Origin of the sequence: Micromonospora sp. WMMD987 (assembly GCF_029581435.1) — a bacterium.
GTDB lineage: Bacteria > Actinomycetota > Actinomycetes > Mycobacteriales > Micromonosporaceae > Micromonospora > Micromonospora rifamycinica.
In genome coordinates this window covers 6,736,171-6,762,613 of sequence record NZ_CP120861.1, presented here as the reverse complement: position 1 = coordinate 6,762,613, position 26,443 = coordinate 6,736,171, and the positions used below count along the sequence as shown (strand labels likewise).

General features: G+C 72.0%; 26 protein-coding genes and 1 tRNA gene. 19 read left to right on the top strand and 8 right to left on the bottom strand.

What is annotated here, in order from left to right; all coding sequences use genetic code 11:
- Positions 1-153: 153 nt before the first annotated feature.
- The 3 genes from O7612_RS28900 to O7612_RS28890 all read right to left on the bottom strand — a co-directional run bounded on the left by O7612_RS28900 (position 154) and on the right by O7612_RS28890 (position 989).
- On the bottom strand, positions 154-570 hold the full coding sequence (locus O7612_RS28900) for a type II toxin-antitoxin system VapC family toxin (RefSeq protein ID WP_282269095.1): 417 nt from the start codon (positions 568-570) through the stop codon (positions 154-156).
- The gene (locus tag O7612_RS28895; protein ID WP_164446592.1) at positions 552-806 is read right to left on the bottom strand and encodes a hypothetical protein; all 255 of its coding nucleotides are present in this window, start codon (positions 804-806) and stop codon (positions 552-554) included. Before O7612_RS28895 ends, O7612_RS28900 begins: the two co-directional genes overlap by 19 nt.
- A 111-nt stretch (positions 807-917) precedes the next feature.
- A tRNA-Lys gene (locus O7612_RS28890) sits at positions 918-989 on the bottom strand.
- 214 nt (positions 990-1,203) lie between these two features.
- Here O7612_RS28890 and O7612_RS28885 point away from each other — a divergent pair.
- The 12 genes from O7612_RS28885 to O7612_RS28830 all read left to right on the top strand — a co-directional run bounded on the left by O7612_RS28885 (position 1,204) and on the right by O7612_RS28830 (position 13,595).
- The gene (locus O7612_RS28885; protein ID WP_282269094.1) at positions 1,204-1,608 is read left to right on the top strand and encodes a hypothetical protein; all 405 of its coding nucleotides are present in this window, start codon (positions 1,204-1,206) and stop codon (positions 1,606-1,608) included.
- A complete protein-coding gene (locus O7612_RS28880) occupies positions 1,605-2,498 on the top strand; it encodes a hypothetical protein (RefSeq protein WP_282269093.1) in 894 nt (297 codons plus the stop codon). Before O7612_RS28885 ends, O7612_RS28880 begins: the two co-directional genes overlap by 4 nt.
- 62 nt (positions 2,499-2,560) lie before the next feature.
- Positions 2,561-3,469 (top strand): hypothetical protein, encoded by a 909-nt coding sequence (locus tag O7612_RS28875; protein WP_282269092.1) that lies wholly within the window; start codon positions 2,561-2,563, stop codon positions 3,467-3,469.
- Between the two features lie 50 nt (positions 3,470-3,519).
- A complete protein-coding gene (locus O7612_RS28870; protein ID WP_282269091.1) occupies positions 3,520-6,093 on the top strand; it encodes a CHAT domain-containing protein in 2,574 nt (857 codons plus the stop codon).
- Positions 6,094-6,279: 186 nt separating this feature from the next.
- Entirely contained in the window at positions 6,280-6,849 is a 570-nt protein-coding gene (locus tag O7612_RS28865; protein ID WP_067310881.1) for a sigma-70 family RNA polymerase sigma factor, read from the top strand.
- Positions 6,846-7,646: a hypothetical protein gene (locus O7612_RS28860; RefSeq protein ID WP_282269089.1), complete on the top strand. Its 801-nt coding sequence runs from the start codon at positions 6,846-6,848 to the stop codon at positions 7,644-7,646. Before O7612_RS28865 ends, O7612_RS28860 begins: the two co-directional genes overlap by 4 nt.
- 73 nt (positions 7,647-7,719) lie before the next feature.
- Complete coding sequence (locus O7612_RS28855) at positions 7,720-8,520, top strand: ABC transporter ATP-binding protein (protein ID WP_282269087.1); 801 nt, start codon at positions 7,720-7,722, stop codon at positions 8,518-8,520.
- Positions 8,521-8,594: 74 nt separating this feature from the next.
- Positions 8,595-9,923: a hypothetical protein gene (locus tag O7612_RS28850; protein ID WP_282269084.1), complete on the top strand. Its 1,329-nt coding sequence runs from the start codon at positions 8,595-8,597 to the stop codon at positions 9,921-9,923.
- A complete protein-coding gene (locus tag O7612_RS28845; RefSeq protein WP_282269082.1) occupies positions 9,920-10,510 on the top strand; it encodes a hypothetical protein in 591 nt (196 codons plus the stop codon). Before O7612_RS28850 ends, O7612_RS28845 begins: the two co-directional genes overlap by 4 nt.
- A 322-nt stretch (positions 10,511-10,832) precedes the next feature.
- On the top strand, positions 10,833-11,759 hold the full coding sequence (locus O7612_RS28840; RefSeq protein WP_282269080.1) for a 5'/3'-nucleotidase SurE: 927 nt from the start codon (positions 10,833-10,835) through the stop codon (positions 11,757-11,759).
- A 582-nt stretch (positions 11,760-12,341) separates the two neighbouring features.
- Complete coding sequence (locus O7612_RS28835) at positions 12,342-13,124, top strand: hypothetical protein (RefSeq protein ID WP_282269076.1); 783 nt, start codon at positions 12,342-12,344, stop codon at positions 13,122-13,124.
- A 330-nt stretch (positions 13,125-13,454) separates the two neighbouring features.
- On the top strand, positions 13,455-13,595 hold the full coding sequence (locus tag O7612_RS28830) for a hypothetical protein (protein WP_282274118.1): 141 nt from the start codon (positions 13,455-13,457) through the stop codon (positions 13,593-13,595).
- On the opposite strand, the gene O7612_RS28825 is transcribed toward O7612_RS28830, so the two are convergent.
- Positions 13,585-14,175 (bottom strand): helix-turn-helix domain-containing protein, encoded by a 591-nt coding sequence (locus O7612_RS28825; protein ID WP_282269074.1) that lies wholly within the window; start codon positions 14,173-14,175, stop codon positions 13,585-13,587. The two genes, O7612_RS28830 and O7612_RS28825, sit on opposite strands and share 11 nt — an antisense overlap.
- A 47-nt stretch (positions 14,176-14,222) precedes the next feature.
- Here O7612_RS28825 and O7612_RS28820 point away from each other — a divergent pair, with 47 nt between their 5' ends.
- The gene (locus O7612_RS28820) at positions 14,223-15,008 is read left to right on the top strand and encodes a class I SAM-dependent methyltransferase (protein WP_282269072.1); all 786 of its coding nucleotides are present in this window, start codon (positions 14,223-14,225) and stop codon (positions 15,006-15,008) included.
- A 22-nt stretch (positions 15,009-15,030) separates the two neighbouring features.
- Here O7612_RS28820 and O7612_RS28815 read toward each other — a convergent pair whose 3' ends face one another.
- Together O7612_RS28815 and O7612_RS28810 are read right to left on the bottom strand one after the other, a co-directional pair.
- A complete protein-coding gene (locus O7612_RS28815) occupies positions 15,031-15,345 on the bottom strand; it encodes a hypothetical protein (RefSeq protein ID WP_282269070.1) in 315 nt (104 codons plus the stop codon).
- Between the two features lie 176 nt (positions 15,346-15,521).
- Positions 15,522-16,346, bottom strand: coding sequence for an SAM-dependent methyltransferase (locus tag O7612_RS28810; RefSeq protein ID WP_282269068.1), 825 nt, complete (start codon positions 16,344-16,346; stop codon positions 15,522-15,524).
- Positions 16,347-16,750: 404 nt separating this feature from the next.
- Between O7612_RS28810 and O7612_RS28805 the strand changes: the two genes are divergently transcribed.
- From O7612_RS28805 to O7612_RS28780, 6 genes are all read left to right on the top strand, one after another.
- On the top strand, positions 16,751-17,833 hold the full coding sequence (locus O7612_RS28805; RefSeq protein ID WP_282269066.1) for an SMP-30/gluconolactonase/LRE family protein: 1,083 nt from the start codon (positions 16,751-16,753) through the stop codon (positions 17,831-17,833).
- 32 nt (positions 17,834-17,865) lie between these two features.
- The gene (locus O7612_RS28800; RefSeq protein WP_282269064.1) at positions 17,866-19,584 is read left to right on the top strand and encodes a PQQ-dependent sugar dehydrogenase; all 1,719 of its coding nucleotides are present in this window, start codon (positions 17,866-17,868) and stop codon (positions 19,582-19,584) included.
- Positions 19,585-19,763: 179 nt separating this feature from the next.
- On the top strand, positions 19,764-21,083 hold the full coding sequence (locus tag O7612_RS28795; RefSeq protein WP_282274088.1) for a PHB depolymerase family esterase: 1,320 nt from the start codon (positions 19,764-19,766) through the stop codon (positions 21,081-21,083).
- Between the two features lie 154 nt (positions 21,084-21,237).
- Positions 21,238-22,011: a methyltransferase domain-containing protein gene (locus O7612_RS28790; RefSeq protein ID WP_282269062.1), complete on the top strand. Its 774-nt coding sequence runs from the start codon at positions 21,238-21,240 to the stop codon at positions 22,009-22,011.
- Between the two features lie 288 nt (positions 22,012-22,299).
- On the top strand, positions 22,300-23,418 hold the full coding sequence (locus O7612_RS28785; RefSeq protein WP_282269061.1) for a ricin-type beta-trefoil lectin domain protein: 1,119 nt from the start codon (positions 22,300-22,302) through the stop codon (positions 23,416-23,418).
- A 64-nt stretch (positions 23,419-23,482) separates the two neighbouring features.
- Positions 23,483-24,832, top strand: a complete 1,350-nt coding sequence (locus O7612_RS28780; protein WP_282269060.1) for a cellulose binding domain-containing protein — start codon at positions 23,483-23,485, stop codon at positions 24,830-24,832.
- Between the two features lie 50 nt (positions 24,833-24,882).
- Here O7612_RS28780 and O7612_RS28775 read toward each other — a convergent pair whose 3' ends face one another.
- Positions 24,883-25,716, bottom strand: coding sequence for a polyphosphate polymerase domain-containing protein (locus tag O7612_RS28775; protein ID WP_282269058.1), 834 nt, complete (start codon positions 25,714-25,716; stop codon positions 24,883-24,885).
- Positions 25,713-26,306, bottom strand: coding sequence for a DUF4956 domain-containing protein (locus O7612_RS28770; RefSeq protein ID WP_282269056.1), 594 nt, complete (start codon positions 26,304-26,306; stop codon positions 25,713-25,715). Before O7612_RS28770 ends, O7612_RS28775 begins: the two co-directional genes overlap by 4 nt.
- Positions 26,307-26,443 lie beyond the last annotated feature (137 nt).

Here is a 26,443-nt window from a genome sequence, read left to right as displayed (position 1 = left end):
CTCTGTCAGGCGCTTCCACAGCTCAGCGGTGGTTGCTGGTGGGCCGGGAATACCACCATGCGAAGCACGGTGCGACGATCGTCGGTGGGCCGCTTCCTCTCAGAATGGCCGGCCCAAGGACGTCAGGCCGGTGACCCTCGGGCGGCCCCGACGTCAGGACGCGGCGAGAAGCCGGATCTCGCAGCGGATACCGCTCGCCTTGGCGAGCCGAGCGTCACTGGTCACGAATGGACAGGCCATCAGCTCCGCCGCCGCGACGTAAGCCGCGTCGTAGGCCGTGACATTGCCTCGCAACTGCCACATCCGGTCGAGCAGTCCAGGAATACTAACCTCATCGATGACCAACGAGGGCAGGGTGTCGATCGCCTCCTCTGCCCGAGCTGGGCCGAGCTTCCCACCGAGGACCTTGCCTCTGACCACGGACATGACCTCGACCAGAAGATGACCCGGAGCGGCCCAGTGGGGATCTCCGGTCAGCTCCGCCCGCGCCGCGTCGCCGACCGGCCCGTCATCGACCAGGGCGTCGGCCAGAACCGACGCATCCACGACGATCACGCAGCGCTCCCCCACGATCCGCGCTGCTCCCGTTGGTCGTTCAACTCGGCGGCGCTCTCCCCCGGCAGTGAGCGAGCACCGTCCGATCGGCCGGCGAAGCGATCAAGGACCGCCGTGTTGCGCAGCCGGCGAGCCTGAGTCTCCACCAGTTCCAGCAGGTACGCCTGGAGGGACTGTCCGCGCGCCTTGGCCTGGGCCGCCAAGGCGTCCCGTACTTCCTCCGGCACGTCACGAATCTGAAGAGCAACCATGCATTCATTATGCATGCAGCATCGCGCAGGCGTCAGGAAGACTCGACCCTCGACCAGATGGTTCGCCTGACGATGGTGGTACAGCCAGGAGTCACAGGTCAGAGAGATGCGTGGGCCGCCTGGGACTCGAACCCAGAACCTAAGGATTAAAAGTCCTCAGCTCTGCCATTGAGCTAACGGCCCGCTGTGCCACAGGTTACCCGAACACCTCGGCCGGGTCGGGTCCTGGCTGCGGGCCGCCCGTCGGGGCGGTGCGGCCCCCGCCGGACCGCTCGGCCCGGGCGGCCGTCACGCCGCGACCTGTCCGGTGACCGTCGGGTGATGCTCTCGGCTGGTGACCGGGAGCGAGTGACCGTCTACTGTGGGGTCACCTGGACGTCGCCCATCCGGAGTGCCTGTGAGCGATATCGTGGAGATTGCCCGCTTGATCCGTCCGTACCTGGATCGTTTGGTCGCCGCACCCGAGGTTGACCGCTGGCAACGGCAGCTCGGTGCGCTGCTGGCGGCAGCAGCCGCCGGTGAACAGGTCGACGACCGTCTGCGGGCGCTGTTCCTGCAGGACCCGGCCGTGCGGGCGTGGGTCGCCGAGACGCTCGGAGATCCGGAGCTGCGGCCGCCCGAGGTGGTCAGGGTGCTCTCCACCCTGGCCGACGCGCCGCCGGGTGACCCCATCGGGTCACGTCTGCAGCGATATGCCTGCCCGGTGAACCGGTGCACATTATGGGACCGCCTCTCGCCTGCCGAGGTCGTGCCGCGCTGTCACGACCATCACGAGCTCATGGTCGAGATACGTCGCTCATGATCGACGCACTCGGGGAGGCGGTGGCCGGGCACGTCGTCGAACGCCTGCTGACCCGGCTCGGGGCGGCCCTGGTCTTTCTGGTCGGCGGAATGCTGGCCTGGCTGTCGAGTCATGGTGGCTGGGCCAGGCTGGTCGAGCTGGGCGCCCAGGCCGAGGAGCTGCCCACCCTGGTGGTGCTGGCGGTGGTGGCCGGGCTGTTGGCGGCAGCCTTCGCCGCGGCCAGCGTGGTCCGGCTCCTGAACCGCCCCGTGCTGCGGCTGCTCGAGGGCTACTGGACGTGGCCGTTGCAGGCGCTGCGGGCGTGGCTGGTGGGCCGGAAAGCCGCGCGGCGGGCGGTGTTGGAGGCGGAGCTGCGGAAGTTCTCGTCCCGGGGTGAGCGGGCGAAGCAGGTGCCGGCCGAGAAACGGCTGCACCGGATGCCGGCCACCCGGTGGATGATGCCGACCCGGCTCGGCAACGTGCTGCGGGCCGCCGAGACCCGGCCGGCGGAGAAGTACGGGCTGGACGCGGTCGTGGTCTGGCCGCATCTGTGGATGGTTCTGCCCGAGCAGGCGCGGCTCGACGTCGGGGCCGCCCGGACCGCCCTCGACCGGAGCACCGCGACCCTGATCTGGGCCGTCGCGTTCCTGCCGTTCGGGATGTGGAGCCTCTGGGCGTTGGCCGCCGGGGCCGTCCTGACGGCGTGGGCGATCTGGCTGTGGATCCCCTACCAGGCCGCCCGATACGCCGATGTTCTCGAAGCCTGCTATGACATGCACCGGCAGACGTTGTACGAGCGACTGCGCTGGCCGCTGCCGACGGACCCGGACGACGAGCGGATCCAGGGTGAGGTGCTCACCACCTATCTGGTGCGCGGTCTGGCGGGCGACGCGCCGAGGTTCGTCACATGAGCACATGGCGGCGTCTACGTGCCATGTTCTTGATCCGCCTTCAGTCACCCCGCATCGATGCCTTGACCAAGCGGTTCGAGACGACCGGTGACCCGACCGATCTCGACGCCGCCATCACGGCAGTCCTTGAGCTGACCGAGGCCGTCCGGGGCGATCGGCAGATCTACTCGGTGGCCTGCTGGGAGGCGGCCCGGCTGGTCCGCGCCCGCGTCGACCTGGCCTATGGCCGCTCGGCGGCGCTGCGGGACGGGCCGCGCGGCGCGGGCGACGACGATACGGAAGCGGCCGAGCGGCAGGCCCGACAGGCGGAGGCCTGGGCGTCGGCCGCTGCTGATCTCGATCTCTTCGTCAGTCTGATGCGTCGATCGGTGGCGGACTTTCCTGACTACTCCGCCTATGTGGCCGGTGCCAGTGTCGACCTGGCCGATGCCCTCACCCGCCGCTTCCGGTTACGGGACAGCATCAACGACCCGGAAGCGGTGACTGACCTGACCGCGGCGATCGCCTGCTACGTCGGCGTTCTCGAGAATCACCAACCCGCCGGCCAGAACCTTCATGTCTGCCTGATCGCGCTCGCCGACCTGCACCTCGAACGGCACCGGACCGCTCTGGCGGAACCGGACGACCTGGCCACCGCCGAGTCCTATGCCCGACGCGGCTTGACCATCCCGGATCTCGACCCGGGCCTCCACCTGGAGACCATGTGCATTCTGGCCGACATGCTGGTCGAGAGGGTGGTGGAGGGCGACGCGGAACACCTGGGGGCCATCGACGAGGCCATCGGCCTCTACGAGGAGGCACTTCGTAGGCTCGCCGAAGGCGACGTGAATCGTGAGCTGCCCAGGATTCAGGCCAACCTGGCGTCCGCCTTCCGGCTCCGGTACCTGGCCACCCGCGACCCGGAGGCACTGGACAGGCAGATCGCCCTGCTCGCCGAGACTCTCTCCGAACGGGGGCTGAGATGGATGTGAGGGACAGCGGATTCCCCGACCCGGCCCCTCCGGTGTTCGTGGCGCTAGGCATGCTGCAGGCCTCGGACGAGGGGAAGATCGATCAGAGCCTGGCAGAGACCCTGAACCGGCTGCGGGCACGCCGCCGGCCGCCCCGGAAGGTGTTGCTGCAGTTGCAGCTCGCTGAGGCGTTGCTCGAACGCTCCGGCCGCGCGACGCCGCAGCGCACCGACGAGGATGTGAACCAGGGCCGGGACATGCTGCTCGCCGCGACCGGCGTGGAACTCGACCCGACAGACGTGCCCCAACTGGCCAGAGTGGTGGACGATCGGGCGGACCTGGTGGTTCCGCGCAGCGACCGGCTGACGATTCTCCAGCAGACCGTCGCCCGGCTGGAACTCGCCGGTGCCCGTGTGCAGGAGGCGCCGCTACGCCCCGACGCCGGGCGGATCGTCCCGGCGGCCTTCGCCAGGGAGCTTCAGGACTGGCTGTTCCGGATCTCCCTCAAACGGACGATCACCACCGGGGCGGACGTGCACCTGCAGCACACGGTCACCCTCGCCCAACGGATGGCGCAGCTGCCCCCCGCCGACCCCGGAACGCGTCGGTACCAGCGGGTCGCGGTCACCATGCTGCTGTCCCGGGCGCAGAGCACCGCCGAGGTCGCCGACCTGGACACCGCCATCGCCCTGCTCCGATCGCTGTTGGCAGCCTCCGAGGCCGGTCCGGACAACGATCACGCCCTGCTCACCGTCAGCCTCGGCTACGCGCTGATCGAGCGATTCCGGCTGAGCCGGGATCCGGCGGACCGCGACAGCGGTCTGGACCTGATCGAGGCCACCCTGCGGGAGGCGACGGAGTCGGGGACGAGGAGCCCTGAGCTGGTCCGGGCAGCGGCTGCCGCATTTCTCGAAGTGCCGGGACGTGCCGGGCGGGAGCGGGCCGGGGAGCTGTTGACGGAGCTTCCCCCTTCCGCCGAGGCCAACATCGCGTTCATGCGGTTGGCCGCCCTGCCCGACGATGCGGCGCGGACGGCCGTACGGCATGCGGTTGCGGAGTTGGAAAGACTCCTGGACGGGCCGCTCACCCTGCCGCCCACGCTCGTCTTCGCCGCCAGGAAGGAACTGGGCCGCCAGGCGCTGAGGGCTGGCGACCAGGCACGGGCGCTGGCGGCCTTCGCCGCGGCGCGTAGCGTGTTCAGCGACCTGTACGACGTGCAGGCGCTCCCGACCAGCAGGGAACGGGCACTCGGCATCCGGCACGATCTCGCGGTCGCCCACGCCTTCGCGCTGACCCGTGCCGGGCGCATCGAGGCTGCGGTCGACGTGCTCGAGGAGAGCCGGGCACGTCTGCTCAGCGAAGCGCTGGACCTGGACACCGCAGATCTGGCGAGCATCGATCCGACGGTGGCCGGACGCTACCGGGAGGCTGCCCGTCGGGTGCGTGAGCTGACCCTCGACGGTTCGGGCGACCTGACCCGGTCCGCCGAGGTGGATGCCGCCCGCGTCGAGGTGCGGAAGGCGATCGCCGAGGTGCGTGCCCAACCCGGTGCGGAGGGCTTCCTCACGTCCTCCGGGCTGGCCGAGGCGCGGAGGGCCGCCGCGTCCGGGCGTCCTGTCGTCTATCTGGCGGCGGCCGAGCCGGGCGGTTTCGCGGTGATCGTGGACCCGGATCCTCAGTTGCCGCCCCGCCTGGTGGATCTGCCGGCCCTGTCCCGGCAGGAGCTGGTCAGTCGATCCGGTGAGTTGCTCGGCAACTACCGGGCCAGGACCCACGCCTGGCCACGGGAACTCCGGTCGATCATCACCTGGCTCGGCACCGCCGCGATGGAACCGCTGGAGGCGGCCCTTGACGGCACCGACGAAGTGGTCCTGATCGCCATGGATCTGCTCGGTCTCCTGCCGCTCCAGGCTGCCTGTCGCATCGCGGTCGCGCACGCGCCGAGTGCCCGGTCCTGGCTCGCCGCCCGGGAGATCGCCGACGCTGCGACCACTGGTGAGCGGCTGCTCATGGTCGCGGTGACCAGGCCCGACGATGACCCACGGCTCAATGCCCGCCTTCAGGTGAGCACCGTGGCCGCGCATTTCCCCGATGTCGTCACGCACACCACCCGCGAGGCCGTGCTGGCCGCTCTCGGGGATCGGGACGTATTGCACTTCGCCTGCCACGGAGCCGCCGATCCGGAGTCGCCACGGCAGAGCCGGCTGGCTCTGGCCGACGGGCCGCTGACGGTGGCCGACCTGATGGCCACGCCGGTACGGGCCCGGTTGGCGGTGTTGTCGGCGTGCGAGACGGCGATGATCGGCGTCGACGCCCTCGACGAGGTGGTGGGCCTGCCCGCCGGGCTGCTGCAGGCAGGCTGCGGTGGCGTGCTCGGCACGCTGTGGCGGGTGGAGAGCCTGGTGGTCGCGCTGCTGGTCGCACGGTTCTACGACGCGTGGCGGGCGGAGGGGCAGCCACCGGTCCGGGCCGTCCGGACGGCCCAGCGCTGGCTGCGGGACTGCACCAACGAGGACCTCCACCGCCGTTATCCGGCGCTGCGGCCGGAACCGGACCGCGACCCCGCCGACGTGGTGTTCTGGCGGGAGACCCGGCCGTTCACCGCACCCGAACACTGGGCGGCGCTGCAGTACGTCGGCGCCTGATCAACCAGGGGGTGACCTACACCGCCAGACAAGCGCCACCGAGCCCGTGTACCAACCGGTCGAAACGGGTCACCCGGTCACGCGCCGGGCGGTGACCAGCGGTTTTTCGGGGAGCGCGTGGTCAAAAGTGACGACGGTCACAGGAGATCGGGATCCGATCCCGGCCGCCCGGTCGTCTTACCGGGTGTGAGAACAGACCTGGACGCGGCTGACGAGGGCGAACTCGTGCGACGCGTCGCCCGTGGAGACCGGCGGGCGTTCGACGAGCTCTACCGGCGTACCTCGCCGTGGCTGGAGGTACGGCTGCGTCGCCGCTGCGCCGACCCCGACGTGGTCGCCGAGGTGCTCCAGGACACGTACCTGACGGTCTGGCGGGCGGCGGGCAGCTTCGCCGGCACCCCCGCCAAGGGCGGTGGCGCGGCGGCGGGGAGCGCCGTGGGCTGGTTGTGGACCATCGCCGCCCACCGCCTGGTCGACGCGTTCCGGCACCGGGCGCGTAAGGGGCGGGTGCCGCAGGTGCCGTTGATGCCGAGCACGGCTCCCGCCGCCGAGGACGAGGTGATGGCCAACCGGATCGGCCAGGAGCTGGAGCAGGCCCTGCTCGTCCTGCCGGCCGAGGTGCGGGCCGCCCTGCGGGCCACGGTCCTCGACGGGCTCTCGACGCGTGAGGCGTCGGTACTGCTCGGCGTACCGGAGAACACCGTGAAGTCCCGTGTCCGCCGTGCCCGGATCGCCCTGCGGGAGGCGCTGTCATGACCACCCATCCCAGTCTGACCCAGATCGACCGCTACGCCGCCGGGGATCCGGACCTCGACGAGCCCAGCGTCTGGGCGATCGAGGTGCACCTCGAGGACTGCGCCGACTGCCGTGCCCGCCTGGCCGGCAGCACCACCCTGGAGAGCCGGGTCGTGCTCGACCAGGTCGCGGCGGTGCTGGACCGGCAGATCGCGGCGGCGCCGCCGGTCGGCCGGAGCCGGCCCTGGTCGGTGCTGCGTCACCGCTGGTTCGTCGGCACGCTGTTGCCGTGGCTGATCATGACGGCCACGGTGCTCGCGTGCGCGGCCCTGCTCGGCGCGCTGTGGGTCGGCACCCCCTCGCTGGTGCTGCTGATCGCACCGCTGGCCCCGCTGCCCGGCGTGGCCGTCGCCTGGCACCGTCGGGCCGATCCGGCCTGGGAGCTGATCGCCACGACCCCCGCCGCCGGTCTGACGACGCTGCTGCGGCGTACGGCTGCGGTGTTGGCGTTCGTCATCCCGGCGCTCGCCCTGGCCGGTGCCGGCACGGGGGTGTCGATGGCCCTGGTGCTGCTGCCCTGCCTGGCGTTCACCGCCGCCACCCTCCTGCTGGGAACCCTCGTCGGGGTGCGCCGGGCTGCGATCGGACTGGTCGTGGTCTGGACGCTCGCGGTGGTCACCCCGAGTCTCGTCGCCGCCCGGCTGCCGGTGCTGCTGTCGGCGCAGAGCACCCGCAGTTGGGCGCTGGCCACGGTGTTCCTGACTCTCGTTGCCCTCCTACGGGTCAACGGATTCCGGCGGCTCTCCCACCACGAGTAGCCCCAGCCCGACACACGGCGGACGGCCGTGCCTCCACGCTGCCCTCTGGCGATCACTGAAGGAGATCATGACAATGCGTGCCGTGAGTGCGGTCGAGACGACCGCCACCACCCATCCCTGGGCGATCCATGCCGAGGGTCTCCAGGTCCGGGCCGGGCGGCACCTGGCCGTCAACGGGCTCGACCTGGCCCTCCCCACCGGCGTGCACGGCCTGCTCGGCCCGAACGGGGCGGGGAAGACCACGCTGATGCGTGCCCTGGCGACCGTCGTGGCCCCGGCCGGCGGCCGGTTGGCGCTGCTCGGGCACCCGGTCGACGGCCGCTCCGAGCTGCGACCGGTGCGCCGGGCGCTGGGCTACCTGCCGCAGCATTTCGGCTACTACCCACGGTTCACGGTGCGTGAGTTCGTCGGGTACATGGCCTGGCTGAAGGAGATGCCCAAGTCCACCCTCCCGGCGGCGGTGCAACGGGCCATCGACCGGGTCGGGCTCACCGCCAAGGCCGACGCCCGGCTGAAGACGCTCTCCGGCGGCATGCTGCGGCGGGCCGGCATCGCGCAGGCCATCGTCAACGACCCCCGGCTGCTGCTGCTCGATGAACCGACCGTCGGTCTCGACCCGGAACAGCGGCTCGATTTCCGCGAGCTGCTGCGTGACCTCGGCACCGACAGTTGCGTCCTGGTCTCCACCCACCTGGTCGAGGACGTGGCGGCGGCCTGCACCGATGTCGTGCTGGTGAACGAGGGCCGCCTGGTGTGGCGGGGCACGCCCGAGGTGCTCGCCGCCCAGGGCGACCAGGGGCACGCCGGCGACAGCCCGGCCGAGCGGGGCTACTCCGCGCTGCTGCGTCAGCACCGGGCGGAGGCCACCCGATGAGCGGGCGGACCGTCGAAGCCGGTGCCACCGCCACGGGTCGGCCCGGAGGGGGACGGAGAGCCGGTACGGGCATCATGGGGATCGAACTGCGGCGTTCCGCCGCGGTCGGTGCGGCGCTGGTCACGGTGGTGGTCGGGACCGGTGCGCTGTACGTGGCGACCGGCCGGTGGTCGAGTGGCTGGATGCCGTTGGCCCTGGCCATCCGGGAGTACCTGCTCCTGTTGTGGCCGCTGGCCCTCGCGGCCGGGGCCTGGCAGGGGCGACGGGAGCACCGGGCGAAGGTCGGCGAGCTGTTCGCCACCACCGCCCGCCCCCGCGTCGCCCGGATGCTGCCGGTGCTCGGCACGATGGCGCTCACCCTGGGGGTCGCCTATCTGCTGGTGACCGCGGCGGGCATCGCCTGGATCGCGAACACCTCCGCTTACGTGCCCCTGCCGAGTTTCGCCGTCGTCACCGGGGTGGGCGCGTTGTCCCTGGTCGCCGCGGCCTGGCTCGGACTGGGGATCGGGCGGATGCTGCCCGCCCTGGTGACCGCCCCGGCGCTGGCGGTGGGCGGCGTGCTGCTGGTCTTCTTCGTCACCGTCGGGCCGTCGGTCCGGGTTGCCGCGGCCATCTCTCCGGCCCACGGCTCGGGTCCGTTCCACGACTACCAGACGATCGACAACCGGGTCAGCGGTGCGCTGGCGATCTCGATGATCGCGCTCGCCGTCACCGGTCTGCTGTTGTTCGTCGCCGACGGTTGGCGGAGCCGGTTGACGGCGGTGCTGCCGGTGCTGCTCGGGTTCGTGGTGGCGTTGACCGTCCTCCCGCACGACCGGGACGTGCTCACCTGGCCGGTCGACCCGGTCGCGCGGGAGCTGGTGTGCACCGCCGACACCCCGACGGTGTGCGTCAGCCGGGTCCACGGTCACGTGCTCGACACGGTGACCCCGCTGGCCCGGCAGGGCCTCGCGGCGCTGGGGAAGCTGCCGGACGCACCGACCGTCGTGCACGAGGACACCCACACGATCGGGTACGACCGGGACGAGCCGGCCCCCCGGCCGGGCGTCGTCACGATCGAGATCCGGATCGACAAGCGTGGCGAACTCGCCCATCCGGCCGCCGTTGTCCCCGAGATCGTCAGGAGGCTGGGCGTCCCCTACGACGGGAAGTGCAGGAACGGCAACGAGGTGGTCGAGCGGGCGGCGGCCTACTGGCTCATGGGCCGTGAGCCACGGTCGGACGTGGGCCTGATGCCCGGACTGATCGAGGAGGACCCCGAGATCACCACCGGAGCGGTCGCCCTGTGGCGGGGGCTGCGTGACCTCCCCGAGGCGGAGGCGCTGGCCCGGGTCACCGCGGTCCGCAACGCCCTGCTGGCCTGCCAGGACCCGACCGGCCTGCTGTCCCGGAGCGCCCGGTGACCTGGACGCTGCTGTACCTGCGTTCGCGCCGGGTGCCCCTGGCCCTGGCCGCGGTCGTCGGCGGCCTGGCGGCGCTCTGGACGACGTACCTGATCTTCGCCGAGGACCGGGACGTCACCCCGATGATGGTCGTCATGACCGTCCTGCTGATGGTCGCGGCGCTCGCGCCCACCCTCGCCGGCCCGGACGAGAGCCTGGACCGGACCGCGTCGGTGCGCTGGCCCTGGCGGCGTGCGGTGCACCTGCTCGTCGGCCTGCTGGTCGTCCTGGTGTTCCTGCTCGCCACGTTGCACACCGGAGCCCGGTTCGGACCGGCCGCCCTGGTGGTCCGCGACGCCGCCGGCCTGCTCGGCCTGACGGCGCTGTGCGCGACGGTGTTCGGTGCCGCCCGGTCGTGGTTCCTCCCGCTGGGCTGGACCATCGTCGCGGCCTTCTATCCGCAGGACGGCACCTGGGGGGCGGCCGCGACGTGGCAGGGCCAGCCGACCGACAGCCGGGTCGCCGCGGTGGCGGCGGCGGTGCTCGCCGGGGGCGGCCTCGTCGCCTACGCGATGTTCGGTCCGGCCCGCCGGGCGCCGTCGGAGTGAACCGGAGCCGCCGGTACGCCTGCCGTGAGTGTCCGGGGGCGTACCGGCGGCGGTGGTCGTACTCCCGTCGGGCGGTACGACGGGCCGGCGGGGTGAGGGCGTGCGGGTCGGACGGTTTCGTGGGTGACCGGTCCGACCGTCGTGTGTGGAGATCCGGACGCCGGTCGTCAAGGTGGGAGCCGGCGTCAGCGTGATCGTCTACACTCGACGATCAGTCACCGCACACCCCACGATCCCGCGCCTGCCGCCCCGTCGGATCAGGCCCTCGCGGCACGAGACGACGGTGTGCGGTTCCGGGCCGGGGCCTCGAAGAGGAGTTGCCTTGCGCACCGCGCGTCGTTTTCTGCCACTCGCCCTGACTCTCGGTCTCGTCCTGGTCCCGTCCCTGGAAGCGGCGGCCAAGCCCGGCGACCGGCCCACCGCCCAGACCCAACCCCAGCCCCGCCGGCTCCACATCATGATCACCAACGACGACGGCTGGATCGGACCGGGCGGATCGAGCACTCCGATGATCGTGGCACTCCGGGACGCCCTGGCCGCCGACGGTCACGACGTGACGGTCGTCGCCCCGGCGACCAACCAGAGCGGCACCGGCACGTTGATCACCTATCCGACGGTGAACCTGGCCAACCCCGAGCCCCGGGTGTGGACCGTGACGGGCACCCCCAGCGACTCGGTGATCGTCGGCCTCGACGCCCTGTTCCGCAGCGCACCGCCCGACCTGGTGGTGTCCGGGATCAACCCCGGCGGCAACTACACCACGGTCGCCAACCACTCCGGCACCGTCGGTGCGGCGATCGCCGCCCTGGAGAACGACGTACCGGCGATCGCCGTCAGCATCGACGGCAAGACCGTCGACCAGTCCCTGGCGCTCAAGGACAGGGTCGCCGCGTACACCAGTGACGTCGTGGCGGCGTTGGCCAGCGACGCCCGGGGCGGCGCCCTCCTGCCCGAGGGGCTCGGCCTGAACATCAACTACCCCGGCGCCACGGCGGTCACCGGTACCAGCCTGACCCGGATGGACCGCAACGGTTACCTCCGCTTCGGGTTCACCAACACCACCGGAGCGCCCGGTCAGCCCGGCACGTACGCCCTGTCGATCGGTGGGCCGACCGGCACGCCCGCCCCGGGCAGCGACTGGAGCGCCCTACAGGCGGGCAGGATCAGCATCACCCCGTTCGACGCCGACCTCAGCGCCAACCCGCGCGGGTCGGCCCGGCTGCGCTTCCTGGAGCGGCTCGCGCCGTGACGCGCCGGGCTCCACGGCCGTTCTCTCCTGCGGGATCCCGGCCGGGACGGCGAGCCGGCAGACCTGCGGCAACCCGGCCACGGCCGGCCACCGGCCCCGGCGGAGGATGACGGTCGAGCCGGCGTCGACGCCCCCCACGGGGGTGCCGACGCCGGCTTCGTCGTACCGCCGGATGCGCCGCCGGGCCGGCGGGTCGGGCCGCGGACGAGCCGCCCGCCCGGTGTCGCCATCCGGGCACCGGCCGGTGTTGCCCGGGTACGTATCGACATGCTGGAATGGCTGAGATCACCGCAGTGTGGGGGCAACCGCGCTGGGAACGGTGAGCGCGGGAGCAGCGCATGGCGGTGACGCGCCTTCTCGGCGTGCCTGCCGCCGCACCCCGGGCCACCGCCCGGACGACGGGCTGTCGACGTCCCGCCGTCCGTGACCCGCCACGCCTTTCCACGACCACCGAGACGTTCGGCGGCCGGAGACGTCCGACGCCTGTCGACGTCCGTCGGCCGGTACCGGGACGAGCGACGCTCGGGAGCCCGTTCCGCTTCCCACCCCCAGGGCGGGAACGCGATCTCCTGGAGGACGACCATGCGCAGTTTCCTCGCGGTCTTCACCGCCGCCCTGATTCTCGGCGCCACGGCCGGCAGTGTCCCGGCCGGTACGGCTGACGCGGCCGGTTCCGCCGCGCGCTCGTGCCCCCGTGGCCTGCTCTTCTGTGAGGACTTCGAACGGCTGCCCCAGGGCGGCCCCAGCACGGTGAAGTGGGGCGTCGACACCCGCAACGGGACGCTCACCGTCGAGCGCGCCCGGCACGGCAACCAGGTCCTGCACGTCCACACGGTCGACAACGGACGCGCGTTCCTGCGGGTCGACGACTTCGCCGCACCGGGTAACCGCTTCTACGGACGGATGCGGCTGCGGGTCGACGCCTTCCCCACCGCCCCCGACTGGGCGCACTTCACCCTGGTGGAGGCGACCGGCAGCGGCAGCGCGGAGGTCGTCCGTCCGATCGGCGGCCAGTACGCGCCGACCGTCCCCGGCACCTTCTGGGGGGTGGGCGCCGACGGCGGCCCGACCGGCGACTGGACCAACTGGCGGGAGTCCGCCCCGGTCACCGAGGACCGGTGGCAGTGCTTCGAGTGGAAGTTCGACCCGACGGACAACCGGGTCACGGTGTGGATCGACGGGGTGGCGAACCCGGACCTGACCGCCTCCACCGGCGTGCACGGGGGCAACGACGTCCCCTTCGTGCTGCCGAACGTCGACACCGTGAAGATCGGCTGGCAGCTCTACCAGGGCGGCACCACGCCGGGTGAGTTCGACCTCTGGATCGACGATGTCGCCCTCTCCACGAAGCGGCTCGGCTGCTGACGCCACGGAACCGACGTCGACCGGCCCGGTTGCCGCCGCTATCGCGCTGACGTCGACCGGCCCGGCTGCCGCCATTGCGGCGACGTCGACCGATGCTGCTGACGCGACCGCGCCGCGCCGGCGGTGGGTGACGTCCGAAGGGGACCGACGTGTCGGCGCCACCGTCCGGGCGGGACGATCGACCGTCGTCCCGCCCGGACCGGGGACGCCCCTCCGACCGGGTGCGCCGGTGCCGTCCGGTGCCCGGGCGGACGCGGGTTTCCCGGCCGGGTCGGCCGGGGTAGAGATCGCACCGCCATCAGCCAACCTCCCGAGGAGACTGTCATGTCGGTGCAGGCGTTTCTCTATGTCGTCGCGGTCATCCTGCTCGTGCTCGCCGCGCTGCCCCTCCCCACCCGGGGGTTCTCGCTCGGGATGCTCGGGGCGGCGTGCGCCCTGCTGGCCTACGCCTGGCCGGTGATCACGGGCTAGCTTCCCCGGGACGGTCCGGGGGAGTGCCGTGCGGGCCGAGATGGCTGCGCTCCCCGTCGTGGTCGAGGATGCAGAGGATCTCCGCCGGGCCGTCGTGGGCGCCGAAGGCGTGCGGGACCAGGGTGGAGAACTCGGCTGCCTCGTTGGTGCCGACGAGGATCGTCCGCTCGCCCAGCCGTAGCTCGATCGTGCCGGAGAGGACGGTGAACCAGTCGCGTCCCGGGTGCACCCGCAGATCCGTGGGCACCTTCCGGCTGATCCGCAGCTTGGCGACGGTCTGGCGGTGGTCCCGGGAGAGCAGCCAGGTGGTGACGCCCCGATCCTCGTCGCAGTGCGGACGGATCACCACGTCGTCGTCGGCGTCACCCTCGACCAGCCGGTCGAGGGTGACACCCAGCACCCGGGCGATGGTGGTGACCTGGTCCAGGGCGACCCGTCGGTGCCCGGTCTCGATCCGGCTGAGCGTGGACGGGCTGATCAGGCAGCGGCGGGCCAGCTCGTCCAGGGACCAGCCCCGGGCCGTCCGCAGACTGCGGATCCGCTGGCGTACCAGGTTCTCCAGATCCTTGTCTTGCGTCATAGGCAAGATGCTATGCCATTACGGCATGGAGGGACTACCGTTGCCCCATGCCACATGATTCCCTGATCGAGCTGCTCGACCTGGACGCGGAGGTGCTGCACGACTACGTCCGCGACGTGGTCGGCTGGGTCGGCCGCGAGGCCGCCGGACGGCCCCACGTCGCCGACCTCGGCGCGGGCAGCGGCACCGCCAGCCTCGCGTTGGCCCGGCAACTGCCCGGTGCCACGGTCACCGCGGTCGACCAGTCCCCGGAGATGCTCGCCCACCTGCGGGAGCGGGCCGAAGCCGCCGGACTGGCCGACCGGATCCGCACCGTCGAGGCCGACCTCGACCGCCCCTGGCCCGACCTCGGGCCGGTCGAGGTGATCTTCGCCGCCGCGTCCATGCACCACCTGGCCGATCCGGCGGGTGCCGTCGCCTCGGCATTCCGGGCGTTGCGGCCGGGCGGGCTGCTGGTGATCGCCGAACTGGACTCGTTCCCCCGGTTCCTGACCGGCACGCCGGACGAGGAGCTGGAGTCGCGCGGTCACGCCGGGGCGGCGAAGCGTCGGCACGAGGCCGGCATGCACATGCACGAGCCCTGGGGGGACCGGATGGCGCAGGCCGGCTTCACCGCGGTGACCGAGCGGCACTTCGACATCGACCTGCGCCCGCCGCTGTCCGCCACCGTCACCCGTTACGCGCAGGTCTGCCTGGGCCGGATGCGCCACGGGCTCCAGGGGTGGCTCTCCCCGGACGATCTCGCCGCCCTGGACGAGGTGGTCGAGGGCCTGCCGGGCCGGTCCGACCTGAGCGTCCGCACCGAGCGGACGGTGTGGCTGGGTCGCCGCTGACCGGCCGGCCCGGGTGGGTGGCTCAGGCGCAGCCGCGGTACTGCAACGAGGCGTCCTTCATGTACGCCCACAGTGCCAGGCCGTTCCAGTAGTCGTAGGTGAGCGTCCAGCCGTTGGCCGTGTTGCCCGTCGGGCCGGTGACGACCTGCCCGTAGCGGCGGGTGCCGTACAGCGTCGCCTCGTTGGGCGCGGTGTACATGCCCGCGTAGTCCCAGACGACGGTGAAGCTGCTGGTCGTACACGCGGCCTGTGCGGTGCCGGCCGGCAGCACCGCGGTCAGTGCCGTCGCCGCGAGACAACCGGCCATGGTCTGGAGCAGACGCCGTCGAAGGCTCATCGCATCCTCCACCGAGATCGTGGTGCACGGGGTCGCCTGTGGAGGTTACCGCTGTCGAGGCGCGCGGGTGGTCCCTCCGGTCGGGGTCACCGGGACGGTCGTCGGGTGGGACGGAGCGGGTGGTGCGGCGGGGCGGGCGTGTTCGCCCGGTGCCCCGCCGGCACCCACGGCCTGTCTCAGGGCTTGCGGGCCACCCCACCGACGATGGTGTGGTAGGTGGCGGTCTGCCTGCTGTCGTCGTCGCCGTCCGGGTGCCACTCGGCCAGCGGGACCAGCCCGGGTGGCAGCAGCTCCAGGTCGCCGAAGAAGCTCAGGATCTCGTCACGGGTACGCCAGCGACCGGTGCCGAGGGTTTCGTTGAAGACCTTCTCCACCGCCCGCGCCCGCTCGGAGACCTCCGGCTGGGACTCGCCCGGGTCGTAGAAGTGCGAGATGGCCAGGTAGCTGCCGGAGGGCATCGCGGCGACCAGCCGTCGGGCGACACCGGCCGGGTCGTCGTCGTCGTTGAGGTGGTGCAGGATCGCCAGGAGCAGCAGTCCGACCGGCTGGTCGAAGTCGATGAGCCGGCGCTCACGCAGTTCCGCCAGCAGCTCGTCCGGCTGCCGGACGTCGGCTCCCACGACGGTGGTGGTCCGGGCGTCGGCGAGCAGGGCGCGGCCGTGCGCGAGGGCCATCGGGTCGTTGTCCACGTAGACCACCCGGGCGTCCGGGTCGACCCGGTGGGCGATCTCGTGCACGTTGCCCCGGGTGGGCAGCCCGGATCCGAGGTCGAGGAACTGGCGGATGCCCGCCTCGGCCGCCAGGTACCGCACCGATCGGCGCAGGAACGCCCGGCAGGCCCGCCCCGCCTCCGGGCCGTCCGGGGTGACCTGCATCGCCATCTGGGCGGCGTGCCGGTCGACCGCGAAGTTGTCCTTGCCGCCCAGGTAGTAGTCGTAGACCCGGGCGATGCTGGGCCGGGTGGTGTCGACGCCCGGCGGCGCCGCCTTCTCGCTCGTCAACGCTTCGATCCCTCCGAACAGGGCCATGGCGGTCACGGATTGGCGGGGAGACCAGGACACTCATGGCTGCTGAACCGCTGCCGGCCCACGAGAGTGGGACGGATGAGTCCTGAGGGTAGATGAGCGCGCTCCCATACGTCGATTCAGCCGGTGTCGGCAAGTCGCCACGGACCCTTCCCGACCTGGGTCACCGGCACGTCCCGCCCGCCGTCGGCACTCCACAGTCGACCCGGCGCGACCCTCGTCGGAGGTCGGCTCCCGGGGTGGTCCGCCGGCCCGGAACCCATGCGGCCCAGCGGCTCCTCGCTTATGCTGCCGAGGAATACATCGATACAGCTAGATTAAGCCGGTAACACTCGCGCGACCGCCGCCGACGGCGGGCCGCCCGCCGATCGGAGTCATCGATGGTCCTGCACCCCGCCACCGCCACGCTGGCCGGTCTCCTCCTGGCCCTGCCCGCCGCGGTCCCGGTGAACGTCGCCGCCCCCGCCGCACCGCTCGTCCGGGCTGCTGATGTGAGCGGTCACAGCGGAGCCGGACCGGTGGCCGGAACCCTGGCCGGGCCGCCCGGGGCACCGCCCGGCGTCTGCCCGTCCGGCACCGGGTACGGCCCGCCGCTGCCCGCCACGTCGGTCGTGGCCACGAAGATCCGCAGCGGTTTCTCCTTCCTCGAAGGACCCGTCTGGATCGCCGACCGGGGCTACCTGCTCTTCTCCGACATGGGCGCGGCCACCGGGTCGGAGTACGTCCAGCCGTCGACGATCCGGCGGTTCACCCCGCCGGCCACCTTCGACACGTTCCTGCCCAACGCGGGCAGCAACGGACTCGCTCTCACCCCGGACGGGCAACAGCTCGTCGCCGCCACCCACGACCAGCGCAGCGTCTCGACGTACCGGCTCGACAACCTGGCCCGGGGCGTGGTGGCCGGCAACTACCAGGGGCGGGCGTTCAACTCGCCGAACGACGTGGCCGTCCGGTCGGACGGCGTCGTCTACTTCACCGACCCCAACTTCCAGCGCGGCAACCGCCCCGACCAGATGAGCGGGCGGACCAGCGTCTTCCGCGTCTCGGGCGGCCAGGTGTCGCTCGTCGACGACGCGCTGCGGCAGCCCAACGGCATCGCCCTCTCCCCGGACGGTGGCACCCTCTACGTGGGCGCCTACGGCGAGAACAAGATCTACAAGTACGCCGTCCAGCCCGACGGCAGCACCGGCCCCCGCAGCGTCTTCGTCAACTACGTCGGCGGCCCGGACGGCGGCACGATCGACTGCGCCGGAAACGTGTACTGGACCTCGGGCGGCGACGGCCTGGTGCACGTCTACTCGCCCACCGGCACCCAGCTCGGCACGATCCGCTCCGGCTCCTCGGGCACCACGAACGTGGCGTTCGGCGGTTCCGACCGGCGGACCCTCTTCGTCACCTCGGGCCGCACCAACGACTCCGGTCTGTACAGCGTGCGGCTCAACGTGCCCGGCTACCCGTACTGACCAGCAGGTTTCCCCAGGAAGGGACATATCGCGTGCGTACCAGTCCACGTCACACCCGCCGGCTCGCCGTCCTCGCCGCGCTGACCGTCGCCGGCACCGTCGGCGTCGGCCCGGCCGCCATCGCCGGCCCGCCCGCGGTGCCGGACCGGACGGCCGCCGTCGGCCGGCTCGCCGCCGACACCAGGGCGCCCACCCCGCCGACCAACCTGCGCAGCAGCAGGCTGAGCTGTCAGTCCGTCACGCTGAGCTGGTCGGCGTCCCGTGACGACGTCGGCGTGGCGTACTACGACGTCTACCACGACGGGCAGCTGGTCACCTCGGTCTCCGGCCGGACGCTGACCGCCACGCTCACCGTCGCGCAGGGCGTCACCTGGGGCTGGTACGTCAATGCCCGGGACGCCGCCGGCAACGTGTCGCAGGCCAGCGCCACGCTCCCGGTCACGCCGCCGTTCTGCCAGTCCGACACCCAGCGGCCCACCACCCCGACCAACCTCGCCGCCACCGCCAACGGCACGGACGTCACCCTGACCTGGACGGCCGCCACCGACAACGTCGCGGTCACCCGGTACGACGTCCTGCGCGGCGGGGTGACCGTCGGCTCCGTCACCGGCACGGCCACCAACCCGCCGGCGACCTCGTTCACCGACACCGGGCTGACCGCCGACACCGAGTACCGGTACACGGTCGTCGCCCGGGACGCGCAGGGCAACACCTCGGCGGCGAGCAGCGCGGTGACCGTCCGCACCGGGTCGGCCTGCACCAGCGCGGTCTGCGGCACCACCGTGGTCACCACCGAGCGGGACCTGCCGTGGGGGCTGGTGCAGCTACCCGACGGCACCGTGCTCTACGGGCGGCGCGACCTGTTCGACGTGGTCGCGATGAACCCGGACGGCACCAACAAGCGCAGCATCGGCACGGTGCCCAACGTCGCCGGCACCAACGGCGAGGGCGGGGTGCTCGGTCTGGCCGTGTCGTCGAGCTTCGCCACCGACCGGTGGCTGTACATCTACCACACCACCACGACCGACAACCGGATCGTCCGGATCCGGTACGACGGGACGTTGCAGACCGGCACGGTGCAGGTGCTGCTGACCGGCATTCCGCGCAACAAGTACCACAACGGCGGGCGGCTGCGGTTCGGCCCGGACGGGATGCTCTACGCCGCCACCGGTGACGGGCAGAGCCCGGACCGTGCCCAGGACGTCAACGACCTGGGCGGCAAGGTCCTCCGGATCCGCCCCGACGGCACCGTGCCGTCGGACAACCCGTTCGGCAACGCGGTCTGGAGCTACGGGCACCGCAACCCGCAGGGCCTGGCGTTCGACTCCCGGGGCCGGCTCTTCGAGCAGGAGTTCGGCAACAACGTGATGGACGAGACCAACATCATCGTCCGGGGCGGCAACTACGGGTGGCCGGCGTGCGAGGGCACCACGGGCAGCTGCGCCAACCCGAACTTCGTCGCGCCGGTACGCACCTACCCGGTGGCCGAGGCGTCGTGCAGCGGGCTGGCCATCGTCCGGGACGTGCTGTATCTCGCCTGCCTGCGGGGCAACCGGATGTACCGGGCGGTGATCAGCGGAAACACCCTCACCGACGTGCAGCAGTACTTCGTCGGCACGTACACCCGGCTGCGGACGGTCGAGCCGACGCTCGACGGGAACCTGTGGCTGACCACGAGCACCGGCGGCGACAAGGACAGCGTCCCGAACAACAGCAACGAGCGGATCCTCAAGGTGACCCTGGGCCGGTAGCTCCCGGGAGGCCGGACCGGGCACCACCCCCGCCACCCGCGGTGCGGTCGCCGACCAGCTGGTCGGCGACCGCACCGCACCCCGTCCCCAGATCGGAGACCCTGCCCGTGAGACGTCTACTCAAGGCGGTGACGGCCGTGGTCGGTGCGGTCGTGCCGCTGCTGGCCATGACCGTGCTGATGACGGCACAACCGGCCGCGGCGGCATCGCTGACCCAGGTCACCAACTTCGGCAACAACCCGAGCGGCCTCAACATGTACCTCTACGTCCCCGACAACGTGGGGCCGCGGCCGGCGCTGCTGGTGTTGATCCACTACTGCGGGGGATCCGGTCCGGCGATCTTCAACGGCAACGGGCGCGACTACGTCACCGCCGCCGACCGGTACGGCTACGTGATCGTGCTGCCGGAGGTCACCCGCAGCAGCAAGTGCTTCGACGTGTACTCGCCGCAGGGGCTGCGGCGGGGCGGCGGCAGCGACTCCGACGGCGTCATCTCGATGGTCAACTACGCCAAGCAGCGGCACAACGTCGACCCGTCCCGCGTGTTCGTCAGCGGCTTCTCCTCCGGGGCGATGATGACCAACGTGATGGCGGCGCAGTACCCGGACGTGTTCGCCGCCGGATCCTCGTTCAGCGGGGTGCCGGCCACCTGTTTCGCCACCGGGAGCAGCACCAACACCTGGAACGGCCAGTGTGCCGGCGGTCAGCTCACCAAGACCGCCCAGCAGTGGGGCGACGCCGCCCGCGCGATGTACCCCGGTTACACCGGCCGGTATCCCCGGATGCAGTTCCTGCACGGGACCACCGACACCACCCTGTCGTACGTGAACTTCGGTGAAGAGATCAAGCAGTGGACCAACCTGTCCGGGTTGAGCCAGACGCCGGCGTTCACCGACCGTCCGCAGTCGAACTGGACCAGGACCCGGTACGGCGACACCGGCACCCGTGCGACGGTGGAGGGCATCAGCATCAGCGGGGTGGGCCACGAGCTGCCGCAGGCCGGTCAGATCGCGTACGCCATCTCCTTCCTCGGCCTCGACGCCCCGTCGACCACGCCGACCCCCACCCCGACCACGCCGACCCCCACCCCCACGCCGACCACTCCAGCGGGCGGGGTCACCGTCGTCGGCGAGCAGTCGGGTCGCTGCCTGGAGGTGCCGAACGCCAGCACCACCAACGGCGTGCAGACCCAGCTCTGGGACTGCGCGGGCGGTGCCGGGCAGCGGTGGACCCGCACGTCGGGACGCCAGCTGACGGTGTACGGCACCAAGTGTCTGGACGCCAGCGGGTCGGGCACCGGCAACGGCACCCCGGTGATCATCTGGGACTGCCACGGCGGCGCCAACCAGCAGTGGAACGTCAACGCCAACGGCACCGTCACCAACGCGCAGTCCGGGTTGTGCCTGGACGCCAACGCCGCCGGCACCGGCAACGGCACCAGGATCATCCTGTGGTCCTGCAACGGCCAGGCCAACCAGCGGTGGGCGCTGCGGAGCTGAGCCACCCCACCGCAGCCACGGGTGCGTCTCCCCGTTGTGGGGCGGCGCACCCGGTCGTGGGGCGGCGTGCCCCGTGGTGGGGGAGGTGCACCCGTGACCGTCGGGAGGCACAGTGGAGCGTCCGCGCCGATGCCACGACGAAGACGGGACGACCATGAGGGGTTACGCGTTCGACAACGCGAGCGAGCAGGCCACCGACCACCACTCCGCGCTGGCGGACCTGCTCGACGGGCACACCCGGGCGGCGCTCGGCGAACTGGGCGGGCTGGCCGGTCGTCGCTGCCTGGAGGTGGCCGCCGGGGCGGGGAGCATCGCGACCTGGCTGGTCGGGCAGGGCGCCGAGGTGGTCGCCACGGACATCGCGCCGCAACACGTTCCGGCCCGTCCCGGGCTGGTCGTCCGCCGCCACGACATCGTCGCCGACGAGCCGCCGGTCGGCTTCGACCTGGTGCACGCCCGGCTGCTCCTGGGCCACCTGCCCCGGCGGGAGGAGGCGCTGCGCCGGATGACCGCCGCCCTGCGGCCGGGGGGCGACCTGCTCATCGGTGAGTTCGCCCTCGCTCCGGGGAGTTTCGTGCGGTACGCGCCGGACGAGGCGACCACCGGTCTGCTGAACCGCTACCTGGCCGCCCACGTGGCGGCCCTGGTGGCCAGCGGGATGGACCTGGACTGGGCGCACCGGGCACCGGCGGCCTTCGCCGAGGCGGGGCTGACCGGCGTGCGGTCCCGGACGCAGGCGGAGAGCTGGCACGGCGGTGGGCCGGGCTGCCGGCTGCTGCGGGCCGGCATCCCGCAGTTGCGCGGGGCGCTGATGCGGCAGGGCCTGACCGACGCCGAGCTGACGGCGACGGTCGAGGCGTTCGGTGACCCCAGGGTGGTCGTCAACGGCTTCCACTTCGTGCAGGTCAGCGGGCGCGTCCCCGGCTGACGGCCGACGGGGGCCGGTCGTCGGCCGGTCCGCGCCCGCCGGATCCGGGTCGAGGTGGACCGGGCCGCAACAAAGAATTTACAATGGTCACTGTTAGCGCTCACAAACCGTCCCGTGCCGAGGCGGCGCCGACCATGCCGACGTGGCTGCCGGCGTGTCCCGGCCGGACCCGGCAACCGATGGCCGCCGGGTCCGGCCGCCCACCCCCGGACGTGCCGCCGGCCCACCCCGGCGGCCGTCCGCCCGGCCCTCGTCCTCGGCCAGCTCCACCGATCCAGGGAGAGATCCATGCGAACGAGGACAAGATGGCTCGCGGCGCTCGCCGCGTTCGGTGTGCTGGTCACCGGAGTGGTGACCCCCACCGGCCCGGCCCGGGCGGAATCCAACGGCGGGACGCGGGTGATGCCGCTCGGCGACTCCATCACCGAGGGAACCCAGGTGCCGGGCGGGTACCGGATCGGCCTCTGGCAGCGCCTGGCCGGTGGCCGGTACACCGTGGACTTCGTCGGCTCGCAGTTCAACGGACCGTCCAGCCTGGGCGACCACGACCACCAGGGGCACCCCGGCTGGCGCATCGACCAGATCGACGCGAACGTCGTCGGCTGGCTGAACACCCAACGGCCGCAGAGCGTCCTGCTGCACATCGGCACCAACGACATCCTCCAGAACTACAACGTGAGCACCGCGCCGAACCGGCTCTCCACCCTGATCGACCGGATCACCACCACCGCGCCCACCGCCGAGGTGTTCGTCGCGCAGATCATCACGCTGTCCAACAGCAACCAGGCGGCAGCCGCGCGCACCTTCAACGCGGCGATCCCGGGCATCGTGCAGAGCAAGGTGAACGCCGGCAAGCGGGTGCACCTGGTCGACATGCAGAGCGCCCTCACCACCGGTGACCTGATCGACGGCATCCACCCCACCGCCGGCGGCTACGACAAGATGGCCGCCCGCTGGTACAGCGCCCTGCAGGCGGTGCCCGGCAGCATCGGCACCCCGGGCAGCGGCGACGGCAGCGGCCAGACCACCGCGATCGTGGGCACCCGGTCGGGCAGGTGCGTGGACGTGCCCGGCTCCGCCACCACCAACGGTCTCCAGGTGCAGCTGTGGGACTGCCACGGCGGCACCAACCAGCGGTGGACCTACACGTCCGGCCGGGCACTGACCGTCTACGGCAACAAGTGCCTCGACGCGGCGGGCTACGGCACCACCCCCGGCACCCAGGTCACCATCTACGACTGCCACGGCGGCACCAACCAGCAGTGGACCGTCAACGCCAACGGCACCATCACCGGTGTGCAGTCCGGCCTCTGCCTGGATCCCTACAACCAGGGCACCGGCAACGGCACCAAGCTCGTCCTGTGGACCTGCACCGGCCAGGCCAACCAGCAGTGGAGCCGTCGGTAGCCCACCCGGCCGGCAACGGCCCACCCGCCGGCAACGGCCCGGCTGATCGAAGGAGAAACGCGACATGAAGGTACCGACAGCACGTCCCCCGGCACCGGGGGACGCACACCGGACGCGGTCGGTCCGCCGGACCGGCACGGCCAGGTGGCTGACCGCCGGACTGGCGGTGGTCCTCGGCCTGGCGGTGTCCGCGACGACGCCGCACGCGGCGGTGGCGGACAGCCCGTACCAGCGCGGCCCGGACCCGACCCTGGCCAGCGTGGCCGCCACCCGGGGGCCGTTCGCCACGACGCAGGCGACCGTGCCGGCGGGCAACGGCTTCAACGGCGGGTTCGTCTACTACCCGACCGACACCAGCCTCGGCACCTGGGGTGCGGTGGCGATCGTCCCCGGCTACTCCGCCCTGTTCGCCAACGAGGAGGCCTGGATGGGCCCCTGGCTGGCGTCCTTCGGGTTCGTGGTGCTCGGGATCGAGACCAACAGCCGTACCGACGGGGCCGACGCCCGGGCCACCCAGCTCCTCGCCGGGCTCGACTACCTCACCCGGTCCAGCCCGGTGCGCAACCGGGTGGACCCCAACCGGCTCAGCGTGATGGGTCACTCCGCGGGCGGGGCCGGGACGCTCCTGGCGGCGCTCCGGCGGCCGTCGCTGAAGACCGCGGTCGGCCTCGCCCCCGGCACGCCCGGGAACAACCTGAACATGTCCACCACCAAGGTCCCCACCCTGCTGTTGTCGGGTCAGAACGACGGCACCGTGACACCCTCCTACGTGCAGGGCATCTACAACACCCTGCCCGCCAACGTGGAACACGCCTGGGCGGAGCTGGCCGGCAACGACCACCTCTCGTTCACCCGGTCGAACCCGACCGAGATGCGGCTGCTGATCCCCTGGCTCAAGATCTTCCTGGACAGTGACACCCGCTACACGCAGTTCCTCTGCCCGCTGGCGGACAGCACCGGTGTGTCGCGGTACAGCTCCACCTGCCCCCTGGTGCCGTCGGGCGACCCGACCCCGCCGCCCACGACCACCCCGCCGCCGACCACCACCCCGCCGCCGCCGACCACCACGCCGCCGCCCACCACGACCCCGCCGCCGCCCACGACCACCCCACCCGCGGGTACCGCGTGCACCGCGACCTACCGCACGGTCAACTCGTGGTCCGGCGGCTTCCAGGCCGAGGTCACGGTGACCGCCGGCACCACCGCCACGAACGGCTGGACCGTCCGCTGGAACCTGGGCGGCGGCCAGAGCGTCAGCCAGGTCTGGAACGGCACGCTGAGCACCAGCGGTACGACCGCGACCGTCCGTAACGCCACCTACAACGGCACGCTCGCCCCGGGTACCTCGACGACGTTCGGGTTCCTCGGCACCGGAACGCCGAACAGCCCGTCGCCGACCTGCACCAGCCCCTGACCGGAGGCTGTCCGTCGATCCCCGACGGGAGGCCGTCCACCTGGCGTACGTCAGGTGGACGGCCTCGCCGGCGTCGGGTGGGCGCCCGGGGGCCTCGGGCCGGGCGGTGTCGTGCCCGTGGGGCCGTCGGCGCACCCGAAGTGACGTCGCAGGACGCGTCGCCAGCGCACGGCGGGCAGCTCGGGGTCGAGGGCGGCCAGTCCGGTCGCGTACTTGGAGATCGCCACCGGGCGGTGACCCCGACGCCAGAGCAGCCGGTCGACGTGCGAGGCGGTGGAACCCGTCTTCGTCTCGACGATGGCCAGTGCGGGCAGTTCCAGTCGGCGACCGCGGGGGTCCTCCCAGTGCAACGCGATGTCGATCGTCGCCCGGCTGCCGGTCGCCGGCAGGTAGAGCGTGCTGCGCAGGTAGCGGGTGGTGAGAGTGGGGGCGAACGCCAGCGCGGGGCCGGTGCGCAGCGGCGCGAGCACGCCGTCGACGAACGACCGCCCGGGGGTGAGGGTGCCGCTGTCACCGGGGCGGTAGGGCAGCCGCTCCTTGACGGTGCCCCCACGGGTGCCCTCCGTCTTGACCTCCAGCCAGCAGAGACCGGAGTCGAGGTACGTCCGTGTCCTGATCTTGAAACGGCGTCGTCGCCGTCGGGCGGTGAGCCGGAAGCTGACCAGATCGGCGGTGTCGAAGTAGATCGACTCGTAGCGGAACGCCCGTCGCCCGTCGATCTCCAGGACCTGGTCGCCACGGCCGAGCCCGGCGAGCAGGTGCGGCACCTCGGCGAGCGGGAGCAGGTACTTGCGGTCGAACCGGGTCTGCAGGCCGGCGCGCTCGGTCAGTTCCGCGAGGCCGATCGGCGTCAGGTGGCCCAGCGTCGGGCCGGGAACGGTCATCGGGCGGAACCCGTCTCGACCGGGCGTCGCCCGCCGGTGGCGGCGACCCTCGGCCGTGAGTAGCGGACGTCCACGACCGTCGTGTCGTTGACCAGGTCGACCCGTTCGACGTTGACGTTGTGCACCCGCGCGCCGAGCAACTGCTCCAGGTGGGCGGTCAGGGCGACCGAATCGGTGACCGCGCTGTCCAGCACGATGACGTGCCGGCGGTACCGGCGCAGCAGCCGGGGGTGGTCCCCGACGAACATCACGGTGAGGATCAGCGCCGTCAGCGCGCCGACCGTCCAGACCGAGGTCCCGGAGAGCGGGCCGAGGATGCCGAGCGCGAGCGCGGAGAAGTAGTACGCCACCTCGTGCTGGTCGAGTTCGGTGGAGCGGAGCCGGATGATCGACAGCACGCCGAAGAGCCCCAGCCCGAGGCCGGCGCCGACGGTGCTGCTGCTGAGCGAACTGGCCACGGCGAAGACGCCGACGTTGACGCCGAGGTAGGCCACCACCAGGTCCCGCCGCCGGTGACGCGGGAAATACAGCGCGAAGACGAGCAGGACCACGGCGACCAGGTCCACTCCGGCCAGTACCAAGCGCGACATTATCTGCTCCTTCGGGTGGCCCTCCGCCGGCTCTCCCGCCACACGGCGTTCGACGGACGGGCCTCAGGTCGACGATGGTGCGTTCACGGATCCGGTGCCGCCGGTCGGGGCCGTGCTGGCCCCGACCGGGAGCGTCC